The sequence below is a fragment of the Providencia sp. PROV182 genome (assembly GCF_028480325.1).
GTDB lineage: Bacteria > Pseudomonadota > Gammaproteobacteria > Enterobacterales > Enterobacteriaceae > Providencia > Providencia hangzhouensis.
This window is the reverse complement of sequence record NZ_JAMPOL010000006.1, coordinates 63,748-76,822: the sequence shown is the minus strand read 5'-3', so window position 1 is coordinate 76,822 and position 13,075 is coordinate 63,748. Positions and strand designations below refer to the sequence as shown.

The 13,075-nt window shown below is 37.3% G+C and carries 14 protein-coding genes; 1 reads left to right on the top strand and 13 read right to left on the bottom strand.

Annotated features, from left to right (window positions below; translation table 11 throughout):
- The first annotated feature begins 767 nt into the window (after positions 1 to 767).
- Positions 768 to 1,778 (top strand): FUSC family protein, encoded by a 1,011-nt coding sequence (locus PR834_RS06030; RefSeq protein WP_196725205.1) that lies wholly within the window; start codon positions 768 to 770, stop codon positions 1,776 to 1,778.
- A gap of 407 nt (positions 1,779 to 2,185) precedes the next feature.
- Here the strand turns inward: PR834_RS06030 and PR834_RS06025 are convergent, their stop codons facing one another.
- The 13 genes from PR834_RS06025 to PR834_RS05965 all read right to left on the bottom strand — a co-directional run bounded on the left by PR834_RS06025 (position 2,186) and on the right by PR834_RS05965 (position 13,023).
- Complete coding sequence (locus PR834_RS06025; protein WP_110591474.1) at positions 2,186 to 2,563, bottom strand: CrcB family protein; 378 nt, start codon at positions 2,561 to 2,563, stop codon at positions 2,186 to 2,188.
- A gap of 12 nt (positions 2,564 to 2,575) precedes the next feature.
- Complete coding sequence (gene crcB / locus PR834_RS06020; protein WP_004256057.1) at positions 2,576 to 2,956, bottom strand: fluoride efflux transporter CrcB; 381 nt, start codon at positions 2,954 to 2,956, stop codon at positions 2,576 to 2,578.
- Between the two features lie 149 nt (positions 2,957 to 3,105).
- Complete coding sequence (locus PR834_RS06015) at positions 3,106 to 3,705, bottom strand: ATP-binding cassette domain-containing protein (RefSeq protein ID WP_272536514.1); 600 nt, start codon at positions 3,703 to 3,705, stop codon at positions 3,106 to 3,108.
- An 18-nt stretch (positions 3,706 to 3,723) separates the two neighbouring features.
- Positions 3,724 to 4,959: an SLC13 family permease gene (locus tag PR834_RS06010; protein WP_110591473.1), complete on the bottom strand. Its 1,236-nt coding sequence runs from the start codon at positions 4,957 to 4,959 to the stop codon at positions 3,724 to 3,726.
- 100 nt (positions 4,960 to 5,059) lie between these two features.
- Complete coding sequence (locus PR834_RS06005) at positions 5,060 to 6,235, bottom strand: ion channel (RefSeq protein ID WP_004256060.1); 1,176 nt, start codon at positions 6,233 to 6,235, stop codon at positions 5,060 to 5,062.
- Between the two features lie 30 nt (positions 6,236 to 6,265).
- A complete protein-coding gene (gene yut / locus PR834_RS06000; protein WP_004256061.1) occupies positions 6,266 to 7,255 on the bottom strand; it encodes an urea transporter in 990 nt (329 codons plus the stop codon).
- 170 nt (positions 7,256 to 7,425) lie between these two features.
- Positions 7,426 to 8,391 (bottom strand): urease accessory protein UreD, encoded by a 966-nt coding sequence (locus PR834_RS05995; RefSeq protein WP_004256062.1) that lies wholly within the window; start codon positions 8,389 to 8,391, stop codon positions 7,426 to 7,428.
- A 2-nt stretch (positions 8,392 to 8,393) separates the two neighbouring features.
- Complete coding sequence (gene ureG / locus PR834_RS05990) at positions 8,394 to 9,026, bottom strand: urease accessory protein UreG (protein ID WP_036957900.1); 633 nt, start codon at positions 9,024 to 9,026, stop codon at positions 8,394 to 8,396.
- 29 nt (positions 9,027 to 9,055) lie between these two features.
- Entirely contained in the window at positions 9,056 to 9,742 is a 687-nt protein-coding gene (locus PR834_RS05985) for an urease accessory protein UreF (RefSeq protein ID WP_036957901.1), read from the bottom strand.
- A 29-nt stretch (positions 9,743 to 9,771) separates the two neighbouring features.
- Positions 9,772 to 10,434, bottom strand: a complete 663-nt coding sequence (gene ureE, locus PR834_RS05980) for an urease accessory protein UreE (protein WP_272536513.1) — start codon at positions 10,432 to 10,434, stop codon at positions 9,772 to 9,774.
- A 62-nt stretch (positions 10,435 to 10,496) separates the two neighbouring features.
- The gene (locus tag PR834_RS05975) at positions 10,497 to 12,215 is read right to left on the bottom strand and encodes an urease subunit alpha (RefSeq protein ID WP_004256069.1); all 1,719 of its coding nucleotides are present in this window, start codon (positions 12,213 to 12,215) and stop codon (positions 10,497 to 10,499) included.
- A gap of 61 nt (positions 12,216 to 12,276) precedes the next feature.
- Complete coding sequence (locus tag PR834_RS05970; RefSeq protein WP_004256072.1) at positions 12,277 to 12,702, bottom strand: urease subunit beta; 426 nt, start codon at positions 12,700 to 12,702, stop codon at positions 12,277 to 12,279.
- 18 nt (positions 12,703 to 12,720) lie between these two features.
- Positions 12,721 to 13,023 carry an urease subunit gamma gene (locus PR834_RS05965; RefSeq protein WP_004256079.1) on the bottom strand — a complete coding sequence of 101 codons (303 nt, stop codon included), beginning with the start codon at positions 13,021 to 13,023 and terminating at the stop codon, positions 12,721 to 12,723.
- Between the last annotated feature and the right edge of the window lie 52 nt (positions 13,024 to 13,075).

Here is a 13,075-nt window from a genome sequence, read left to right as displayed (position 1 = left end):
TTGAGTTAAGTAAATATAATTAACTGTTAATTTCCGTCATCTCAGCCAGTGCGCACGGTAAGATTTGAGTTAAGGATAATAAAAGCTTATGGATAGACTGTAAACCTAGCGGCCTTTTTGTATCTCCCTAGGATAAGTGACTTAGCGTAAACTGGTTGAAATATCGCTATATAATTTCAGAAAAACACTAAAAATGAATCATAACCGAATTATCATCGAACAAAAAATAGACCAAACTGCGATAAGCCCAGTAAGTTCTAATGTACATAGAAATAAACTATGTAACCAAATATTTCAATCTACAAAACCATCATAATTATATGATTTAATATAAATAAAACAAAAAACTCAAGTTATCTTCACTACTAATAAAATTATCAGCTTAAGCTGGCAGTGTAATTATCTGCTAATCTCAAATTAATAGTGATTAGTTTCACTTAAGGTGTAACAGATAATTTTCATCGGTGAGCAGCCAATTTGCCGATGAGGAAAAAGGAATTCTAATCTTATTTATCCCATTCAATACCCTGTGAATTTTATCGCATTCAACTAGCAATCTGTTCCGATTATAAGAAAGATGGCGTTGATTGTGGCCTGCCCGTCACTTGTTATTCTCGATCTTCCTCAGAGCCAATATTTATAATCTTAAATCCCCGTATCTCATCAGATTCTAAATATCGTAATATATAAAAAATGCGTTAGCCTATGATATAATTCGATTAAAACATGATAAAAAACGACTAAAAAAGACAAAATGAGCGACCAATATGAAAGTTATAAGTAAAAAAAATAAATATATCAGTTTTAGAAATAACGGAGTTTTTTTGATTACCGCAATAGTCAATTCAACTGCCTGCTTTTTTTTATTTGGTGTCATTGGTGGAACATTTGGTCTTTTAACAACTCTATTCTCTAATATCGTTTATGATACAAAACCTGATAGTAGTAATATTTTTTATGTGTTTTTTTTATTATGTTTGGTCATCGTTGGTGGGGGCATTGGCTTTATACTAAAGTTAACAGTTTATTTTTATATATACTTATTTATCTTATCATATTGCTATTATCTATTTTATAAAAAAGATGATTACTTAGACCGTACATTTCCATTTTTAATTATCTTTTCTTCCATGGGAACAACACTTGACTCTATTAGCATTGACCTGCCAATGGCCTATATCTCAGGGATTGCTATTAGTCTAACTATTTTTAGCTTACTAAAACATAAAAACTTTGAAAGTCATGCATTTAAAAACGGATTATTTTCAAAAGAAATATATCATAGTGATGAAAAAATATATATACGAGCTTTCTTGTTCAGTTTTTTCCTATTTTTAAGCCTTTCAATACCTGACTATCTAAATTTATATAAACCTTATTGGGCTCCCCTTACATTCATTATGTTACTCCATCCAAAAGAAATGCATATAATAAAGGCTACTTTACTTAGATTTTTAGGAAGCCTATTGGCGGCTGTTTTTGTCATTTCCATGTTTAGCATAACAAAATCAAAGGAAACTTATATTTACTTAGCAGTTTTAGCTTTAATTGTATTTTTAATTCCAACACTTTTTCGTTTAAATTATCTACTAAAAACATTTTCTATTACTGTTTTTGTTCTGCTTCTTCTTGAAGAAACTCAATTTTTACATGATCCAAGTTACTTACTACCGATATCAAGGGCATACGAGACATTTATTGGTGGTGCTATTGCAATCCTTGCTAGTTTAGTTTTAAACATTTTTAGAATTATAAAGAAAAGTGAAATTATAGATTAATAGCAAGGAAAAACAGGGAAGCTTCTTCTTAATAAACCATGAAGCTTCCCCTCTTTTTAGACCATAACAAACGCAAGTTATGATAAAAAAGCGAATGTGGTTTTATCAAATTGTCGCATATACATTATTTATTTTCACGTCTCTTACAATACCAATGGCTAAACCAACGTGTAATGTAAATATAAATCAAAATAACTAATGTAACAATAAAAACATCCATATCTAGAGTTTTAGTATCAAATCCAATTATACTTATGAAGATCACGGGTGATAATATTAAAAGCATTATATCAAATAATAATTGTAATCTATAAGGCTTTGAAGTGATCCCATGCCATATTGATTTACCTATTTTCATATCAAAAACCTCTTACTCACTTATAAATTTTAAAATATCAGCATGAGAGCTAACTGTATTGTCTATTACCTACTGAATATCCGATATAAATAGCAACAAATCCAATAACGATACTTAAAACCAAATAACTCATTCCAACCAATAAAAACTGCGGCGACTTCATTATTTCTACTGCACCGTAAACGAAGCTAGAAAATGTCGATAATCCTCCCATGATCCCCGTAGCTAAAAAGGCATTCATCCCTTGGCTTATTTTATTTCTCATAAGTAAGCCTGCAACAACACCCAATAATAAGGAAGCAACAATATTTGCTACAAATATGTCAAGAGGGAAATGATTATTCATGGTAGGAACAGACACCATCAGTAGTTCTCTGGAAATTGCCCCAATTGCACCACCAATAAAAACTAAGATCATAATATTCATTTTTAGCCCCTGTTAGTTTGCTAACCAAGCACCAATAAATGCCGCAGCTAACCCAAATAAAACCGAAAGTAATAAGTAAAATAGTGCGAGTAATTTTTGTTTAGTTTGAGTCAATTTTAAAGCATCAAGTTGCATACTACTGAACGTCGTATAGCCACCGAGTAGCCCAGTTAAAACCGCTGATTGAAGAAATGTCCCATAACGGTCATCCCAATCGATCGCAAAATAACGGCTTAAAAAACCAATAACAAATGCACCAGAAATATTAATAATGAATGTGGATAATGGAAACGTCCCATGATAACGTTCCCCCACCAGGCGACCAATCCACCAACGAAGTAGTGAACCAATACCGCCACCTGAGCCAACTAATAAAATATCAATAGCTACCATTGCGGTCCTCTCTATTTAATATCATAAATTAAAGACATCATTTTTAAAATAAAATTTAAATTACACACATTAATTCAACATTATTAATCACTAGTCGTTAAATGATAATATTAAATGACCCGTAATTTTATTTAGCCTTATAAAACAGTTCATTCTGATATGGCCATATTCCAAATCGAGGTACACACCTTTTCCAATAGAAATTTATTATGGCTAAAAACAATCATCGATAATGGTCTTTCTTCAGAAAGTTGAATTAAAAACTGCCATATATCTTTCTGCAGATGCGCATCTAATTGTGCAGTAATTTCATCTGCAATTAAAACTTTTGTTCTTGAATCTAATGCTCTTAATAAGGCAATTCGAGCAAGTTCGCCACCAGAAAGTTCACTGGGCCTTCTAGCCAACCACTCTGATTTAATAAACAACCGTTCAAGGTAGTATGGATCAGGCTCCCAAGCATCCTTCACGCTTTCACCGACTGTTCGATAAGGGTTAAAACATTTTTCAGGGTGCTGAGGAACTAACTGAATAGGGCAATACCCTTTTTGAGTTAATTTTTTTCCATTAAATAGCACATCGCCTTGCGTAGGCATTTGCCATTGGGCTAATACACGACCTAATGTTGTTTTACCAAAACCACTCGGTGCTGAAATCCCTAGACGCTCATTTTTATTCAGTGAAAATGACACTGAATCCCATAATGTACGGTTATCTTGCTTTATACATAAGTTTTTGACTTCAAACATACTGAAACTCTCTATAAGCTAATAGATGGATAACCAAACAACAGCAATAAAAATACAAATAATGGAAATAATACCACCTGATTTTGTAAACTCTAAAAACGATATTTTAATACCATGAGCTGAGGATTGCTCAACAGCAATAATCCCAGCAATACTGCCAAATATAAATATATTACCTGCAAAACAAGCACCTAAGATTAAAGCAGCACCTAATAAATCAACATTTCCATGGGGGTAAACAAACTGGATTAATAAAATCACCGTTGGTGTTGTCCCTACAAAAATACTCATCACGATGGTGACCAAAAATAACGTAATAGGACTATTTAGATCGATACCTTTACCCAATAAGTAGTGCAATACCTCCTGAGGGATACCTGTATTGGAAAATGCGGTATTAATAATAAATAGGCCCATCATTAGAAGAATTAAGTCACCATTAACATGCTTTAACATGTCACTGGATGCTATTTTTCTGTTTAACAATAAAAAACAGGCTGCCGATAATGCAACAAGCTCACGCGGAAAATCACTAAATAAAAATGCTAAAATAACAATAAATAAAACCGTAGCGGCTTTTATCGTTTCCCACCAATTGAATTCAATAATCGAAGGCTCAACATTGGGCATTAATGACTTTTTGTCTTCAGATAAATACCAACGATTACGATAAAGCAAGGTAATCACACACCATACAATAGGAACTGAAAATAAGACTGGAATGGCTGTAATATTGAGTATTCCAATAAAAGATAAATCCAATCCTTGTGCCACAACCATATTTTTAGGGCTACCAATTAAAGATCCTGCGGCACCATTATTGGCCGCAAAGCAAAAACCAAGTAAAAATGGAATAGGGTTAAGCCCACGGGATAATGTGACGGAAACTAATAAAGGTGTCATCGCCACCACCACAATATCGTTTGTAAGTACCGAAGCAAGAAGTGCCCCAACAATGATAAAAACAGCCATTAATTTAGGAGGGCTAATATTTAAGCTCGCCACTTTTTGTGCCGCTTGGTGATAAAAACCGGATACTGTAAATGATGCAGATACTACCATTAAGCCAAATAATAGCCCAATTGCACTATAATCAATTGCATCCCAAGATAATTTTGGCGAGATAATCCCAAACCCTATCATGGCTAATGCACCCGCTACAGATGCGCCAGTACGGTCAATTTTAATCCCTGGAAAAGTCCCAAAAGCCATTGCGACATACACTAAAATAAAAATAATAACGGTTAGATCCATAATAAACTCTCTATCTCTTATCTATATTTTTATTTCTTCGTATAAATGATAAAACTGTAGATACTCAAGTAGCAATTTTACCATTGGGCCCCCCAGCATATTACGAATCTAATATGTTGTTTGAAAAAATAATATTCTCCATCACTTGGTTATTAATGTTTTCACCAAAGATCATTTTAATCAAAACTTCACTTCCTAAAGATGAAAGCGAAATAAGTAAATCTGCATGTAATAGCTGCATATTTTCGTAATTTTTATCATCATTTACAGCAATGACGCTTTTAATATTTCCACCGACAATTTCTTTCGCAGCTAACATAGAGATGGTGTTTTCCGAATCAGAACCACCAAGAATAAATAAGGCTTTTGCCTGACCTAAGTTAGCACTATTTAATGCATGTTTATTGATTTGTTCCGTGGTAATAACTTGCGCATTATCTGGATAGCTCTTTTTTTGATCTTCATGGCAAAGTACCATGACGTCTAAGTCACGCTTTCTTAATCCGTGGTAGGTGTTTAAAGCTAAAGGGCTTGCGCCAACAATAATATAGTGGTTTTTCATACGGAATAATCTCTTCTTAACAATTTCTTGTGTGCTTTTTGCAAATACCCCTAGAAAATACACAATAGAGGTTGTAAAAATTGTAATACCTAAAATAACAATCGAAATTGTAAACAGTCTTGCCTCAACACTAATCGGAATAATGTCACCAAAGCCCACCGTCGTCATACATACCAAAGCAAAATAGAATGCAGATGAGATGTCAGTAACATGGGGTTGAAATTGCTCGCCTAAATATAAAGTACCAAATACAGAATAACCCAATAGTACGCTTAAGCTCATGAAAGCAACAAAGCCTGCACCAGATAAGCTATGGCGATTAAATGCTTTCCAATTTGCAACAGCAATAATCAGAACGATTAGTGAAAAAGTTCCAGTCAGGACATTTTCTCTTGCTAATACCAAGTTAATTAACATGATAATGAACAGCATAAAACAGCTAAATAACCAACCGATACGTAGACCTAAGTAAATAGGAATAGCAAGAATAATGAGTACAACGCCAATAGCAAATCTTGGAATATCTAATAATTTAACCAGTCCTAATGATTGTAGCCAATCAACAAAACCTAGATGTTGAGGGTATAAATGAAGATCATAAGTTGAGATGATGGGGAGAATAATCAATATCCCATCAGCAAGTATTAATAATGCGAGCACTAAGCGTAGCATTCTCATATTTTGAATATATTTATATATTGCATTTTTTTTCATAATTGAGTACCAAAAGTTTTAGTGCCAATATTACTGTCGATGTTTAGGCATAATATCTTGGTTCGGTACTAGAAATAACCATGATGCGAGAACAAATGGCATCGTTAAGGTCGGAATACCAAATGGTTCAAGAATTATGTCGAGTGCCCCTTGAACAAATACGGTAAATATCACACCAACGATGGCATAGACGACCACGCGATAGCTTGGCTTGTTAAAGGTAGAACCTAAAGCAATTGCAGTTAATACAGCACTAAACGAATATAACCCTGTATGAATACTCGCAAAGTCACCTTTTAAAAGAGTTGCAACAATAAAGGCAAGAAGAGAACCAAATACCGCAAATATCGCTGCCCATATAGAACTAACCGCTAAGCCAATGACAAAGATGATGCCAACAATCATGCTACTAAGTAAAAAAACTTCAGAAATACCACGGAAAACATCAGCAACCAGATCGCTATGCGGAATTAATCCAATAGGTTCAATAAGTTGTTTAGGTAGTGCAGGAGTCGGTAATGCAACGCCTTCAATACCTAAGAAGTTGTAACTCGCGAGCAAAATAATCCATGATACTAAAACAAAAGGAGCTGTTAATGCTGCAACTTTCCAATTCTTAAGAAAATCCATTAAAGAGATAGTCGCTATAACCGAAACGATGCTCCCCAATACGATAGTTACCCAAACAAATGGGGTATTCTCTAAGAAAGTCGGTAATGCAACACCCACTAAACAACCATTGTAACCATAAAGCCCCGAGCGCAACGATTCAGTATCTAATTTACTAATATAAGCTGTCAGTGTAGCGACAACGGTGCCTAACAAACAGCCTAAAGCGACTTGTGGCATTCCTTCTAAAAACGCACCGATGAAAATCGCAATAAAAAATAGAAGTCCGGTTAGTGCGTTATTTTGAAACATAACTTGAGCACATCCACGCAAGACGACATCAATAAATTGAATCGTCATATTTTTGCTGGCTAACTTATTCCAAGCGTTCTGATTTATTATTTTTTCCATCGTGAAATTCCTTAATAGGAATATCAGTAGAGAATTTATAAAAATCACTCTACTGATAATATATTAATAAATTACCTTGATAACCTAGCAGGTTATTTCAGTCACTTTATGACAATCATTACCACATTGTATTAAATGCAATAAGATACATTTAATACATCGAACCATATTTAACGCCATAAAAAAGGCTCTTGTAGCGAAATACCTAATATTTCTTCTCTCGCTATTTGCCAAAAATACCTAACAGCATCCTTTACTTTTGGACTATCAACACCCAACGCTTTAAATATTAATCCACAATCATTCGGTAATTGAGTTGCACCAAAAGCAATTTCATTTTTCGGGTCATATATCGCATCTAGACGTTCTAAAATACGTTCATGGTGAATTTTAGGTGTCAATAAAATCACATTGCCAAACGTATCGAAGCTATCCATAACTGCGGTAATGTTTAGCGGTGATTTTTTTGGCTCTAAAATGTATTTCTCAACAAATAATTCTTTATTGGACGATGACTCCGCTCGAATATGTGATGAGAAAACATCAAAGCCAAACTGTTCGTCAGGATGATGATACTTTCGTCCTGACATCAATATTTCTGAGTAAATCATCGTTGCACTTGGGTGAATATTAATCCGCGTGTCAGTAATAAACCGAGAATTACGGTGAGGAATGATAGGATCGGGTAAATATTCTAAATACCCATCCTCCTCAACAATAATATTTTGGTACTGAGTAGCATAGTTCGCTTCCATCATATGAACTTTGGTCGCAGATTGCGTTGTCACATGAGCACAAGCCCCCTTTTCAACTATAATATCAAGGGCTTGCCTATCACCTTGTAATAAGCTGCCAGAGGTAGAGATCATAGTGACGCAGGGTAGCTGGGGCATCAATTCATCCCAATACAGTGCTTTTTGCACTAAAGAGGGAACACGACGCTCCATTTCCACCAGCTCACTACGATATTCTCCCTGAGCAAACCTTAATTTTAGGTAACCACTTTTACCCACAGCACCACTTTGCATTTGCTTCGGTTCATCTTGATATGCGGCGAGTTCAGGGGCATTGCAGCCTAAAATATGAGCTTTAACACGCGTTGGAGTATTTGCTATATCTGCCCTGAAATTCGTCATCTTTACCCCCTTGGAACTTGGTGCGTAAAGAGGAATTTATCCATGATCATATCAACTAGCTCAACAACCCCTTCCCCTGTTTTACAGTTAGTTAGTACGTAAGGACGCTCCCCACGAACAACTTTAGTGTCATGCTCCATCACTTCAAGGCTAGCACCAACATAAGGCGCTAAGTCAATCTTATTAATAACTAAAATATCAGCTTGTACTAAGCCTGGGCCATTTTTACGTGGGATTTTTTCACCTTCAGCCACATCAATAACATAGATGTAAAAGTCCGCGAGTGCAGGGCTAAAGGTCAATGTTAAGTTATCTCCACCGCTTTCAATCATGATCACGTCGCTATCAGGGAAACGTTCTTCCATGTCTTCAACTGCAGCAATGTTCATACTTGGGTCTTCACGTACCGCAGTGTGAGGACATGCCCCGGTTTCAACACCTAAAATTTTCTCTTCATCAAGAATACCTTTCAAGGTACGTTTTACTTGTTTCGCATCTTCGGTCGTCACAATATCGTTTGTGATGATTAGTGGTTTAATGCCTCTTTCAATAAGGATCGGGGTGATCACTTCAATAATGGCTGTTTTTCCTGAACCAACAGGCCCACCAATTCCGATCCGAGTCATTTTTTTCATCATTTTTCCCCAAAATTTTTAGTTGTTCGCTAATTCATAAATAAACGAACAAACGATTTAGTGTGTACCGCAGCTAAGACATCAATAACAGGAACATATGAGGACATTTGCTCTATATCACCACAGGCTGCGATGTCACAAAAAGCCTTAATTTCTTCATTTAATTCAAAAAGAATATGCTGTGTTTCATAGTGTGTGATACGCATTAATCGCATCGCGGCACTTAAGATTGTCATGGCAATACCATATTGGTGCATCACAACAACATCTCTTTCGGTGATCCCTTGTACCGCCATAACAATGGCTTGTATGACTGGCTGGGTTCCTGGAACCTCATTGGCTTTGATTTTCGCAAGCCACCCACTCACTTGTGGGTCATCAAAAATATGAACTGAGATTTCAGCGAGTTTTTTTCCCATTCGAGTCGTCATTATTCGCGCTTCTTCATTCAATTTGCGATTATGCACGGCCCAATCAATCTTCGCTAATGCGTCATGATCTTGTGCAAGAACGGCACGATGTGCCGCCACAATCGCAATGCAATCTGAATGTGCTGCGACCTTCAAAGACGTGTGAACAAAGGATTTCAGCGTTTCTTTGTCGTGGACAACACCTTTTTGAATGGCGGATTCAACCCCATTTGAAAATGTGAACGCACCAATTGGCAGCGCTGAATCACCAAACTGCATAATTCTAATTAGGTCAGATGCTTCCATATCACTTTCCTTACTCATGAACACGAACGTTATTTGTGTGTATGAGTGTGCCCATGGTCATGATGGTGATTATGACTGTGATCGTGTCCATGGCTGTGATCATGACTGTGGTTGTGTCCGTGGATCTGTCCTAACTCCACATGAACATGCGTATCCGTTTCCTCTGCACCACCAAATAATAAGCGTGCTTCAGAGTGGCTCAATTCAGGTAAAATGCTTTCACCCTTCACGAAAGCAAATGTTTCTTCACCAAACCCATGTGTACGCATCACTGATCCCATCACTTTTTCACTTACCGTTAATGGCACGTAAACAAGATCACCTTTTAAAACAGCTTTCCAATGTTGGTTTCCTAAAGCATGCCCTAATTCAAAACTAATACGAATATGCTCTTCTGTGCTCAAGTTTTTCAGGTGGGATAAATTGACCATCATGACGTCACGTAAAGAGATCTGAACTACCGTCATTGTGTTGGTGGCTTCATCAAATAGCAGAACGTCGCCATCAGATAACAAGACGTTTCTGTCCAGCGCGATACCCAAGTCTTGGCCTTTTTCCGTATTTTTTCGACAGCGGCTTTTCTGTGCTTCTCGTTGATCGAGGATCAACGTATCAACATCGGCATTTTTCTGGCGTGCTTGCCACACTGGGTCTTTTTTAACATTGCCAAGAATATGTTCAATAATGATCATAATATTACCTTTTATGTTAATTCTGCCCACCACTGGCAGGCAGATAATCCAAACATGTACAATTAGCTAAAGAAATAACGTTGGTTCATTGCGGCTTCGCTAATCGGCTGGCAAGTTGCATGTTCACCATTTACTTTTACAGCAAAAGTTTCAGGATCAACTTCGATATTTGGTGTTTCACCGTTACGCACTAAATCACGCTTCCCGATCGCTCGGCAGTTATTGACAGCAATCACTTGGCGTTCAAGGTCTGCTTTTTCTTTAATGCCATCATCTAATGCGGCTTGTGAAACAAAAGTCACACAAGTGTCATTAACAGTTTTACCCATCGCACCAAACATTGGGCGATAGAAAACTGGCTGTGGTGTTGGTAAGGAAGCATTTGGGTCGCCCATTGCAGCCCAGTTGATCATGCCACCTTTAATAACCAGTTTAGGTTTAGCCCCAAACATACGCGGGTCCCATAATACGAGATCGGCCATTTTCCCAACTTCAATCGAGCCTAAGATATGGCTGATACCTTGAGCAATTGCTGGGTTAATAGTGATTTTTGCCACGTAACGTAGAACACGGAAGTTATCATTGCCCGGAGCATCTTCAGGTAGCTTGCCACGAGAAGCTTTCATCGCGTTGGCAGTCTGAACAATACGTAACCAGTTTTCACCCACACGCCCCATCGCTTGTGAGTCACTTGAGAACATCGAAATAGCACCCATATCATGTAGTACGTTTTCTGCTGCAATGGTTTCAGGGCGAACACGGCTTTCTGCAAATGAAACATCCGACGGAATATTTGGGTTCAAGTTATGACATACCATAATCATGTCAAATAACTCTGATTGACTGTTAACACCGAACGGTAATGTTGGGTTTGTTGAGCTTGGTAATACGTTAGGTTGGCTAACAACTTTAATAATATCAGGGGCATGTCCACCACCTGCACCTTCAGTGTGATAAGTGTGGATAGTTCTGCCTTCGAATGCTTCGATGGTATCTTCAACATAACCACCTTCATTCAAACTATCTGTATGCACAGAAATTTGTACATCAAACTCATCAGCAATACGTAGCGCATGGCGGATAGCGTTCCCTGTTGCGCCCCAGTCCTCATGCACTTTCAGACCCGCTGCACCCGCAACCAATTGCTCTATCAATGGTTCGCGCGTATAAGAGTTGCCTTTCCCTAAAATACCCACGTTGATTGGTAAGCCTTCGATTGCACGTAACATAGAACGCATGTTCCAAGGACCTGCGGTTACTGTTGTACCGTTAGTTCCATCTGTTGGACCAATACCACCGCCAAAGAAGGTTGTCACACCGTTTGATAACGCCGCATAAGCTTGCTGCGGAGAAATTAAATGGATATGAGTATCAATACCCGCAGCTGTTAAAATTAAGTGTTCACCAGAAATAGCATCTGTTGATACCCCAACAACCATGCCCGGTGTAATGTTATCTTGAATATTTGGGTTACCACTTTTACCGACACCAACGATTTTACCCGCTTTAATCCCCACGTCCGCTTTAATCACGCCTAAACGCGCATCGACGATGGTGACGTTAGTAATTACTAAATCTAAAACACCATTATCGCTAGTAAAAGTATTATTCGCGCCCATACCATCGCGTAAAGATTTACCACCACCATAGACAGACTCTTCGCCATATCCACGTAAATCTTTTTCGATTTCAATATATAAGTCAGTATCGCCTAAACGAATTTTATCGCCAACTGTTGGCCCGAATAAACCGTTGTATTCTTGTCTAGAAATTTTTGGCATGTTATTTACCTTAATGTGAAGAAGGTGAATTGTTATTTATCATTACTGACATCTAACGCGCTTACTGTTCCTTATGCTTAAAACCACGAGCAATTGCTTTATTTAAGGCGATTGCTTTAGCAGGACGTTCAGTAGCGGCAACGTTATCACCCGCCCAACCATCAACAAGGTTATTAAACCCATATACACTTTGTTTTCCGCCGTAAGGGATCAGTGAAACTTCAACTTCATCACCTGGCTCAAAACGAATTGCCGTTGTAGAGGCAATATTTAAACGCTTACCGTAAGCCGCTGCACGGTCGAACTCTAATGCATGGTTAACTTCAAAAAAATGGAAGTGGGAACCAATTTGCACTGGTCTGTCACCCGTATTACGAACTTTAATTTTTGTTTCAGGTTTACCGACGTTGAACTCAATAGGCTCATCAGCAAAAATAACACCACCTAAAGGAGTCGGAACTTTAATGTCTGCTTTTGAATTACTCATGATTCACCTCTCCTTCATTTATTTAATCGGATTGTGGACTGTCACTAAGCGAGTACCATCAGTAAAAATCGCTTCAACCTGCACATTTGGAATTAAGTCCCCTACGCCATCCATAACGTCTTTTTTTGTTAAAACAGTCGCCGCTTCTTTCATTACATCTTCAACAGTTTTACCATCACGAGCCCCTTCAAGTGCCGTGACTGTAATAATGGCAACAGCTTCTGGATAATTTAATTTCACACCACGTGCACGGCGTTTTTCAGCCACATCTGCGAGTGTATAAACCATCAATTTTTCAATTTCTCTTGGGGTTAATTGCATAACGCCTCCTCAATTGATAAAACTTAACATTGTTAATATTGATAAATAATCA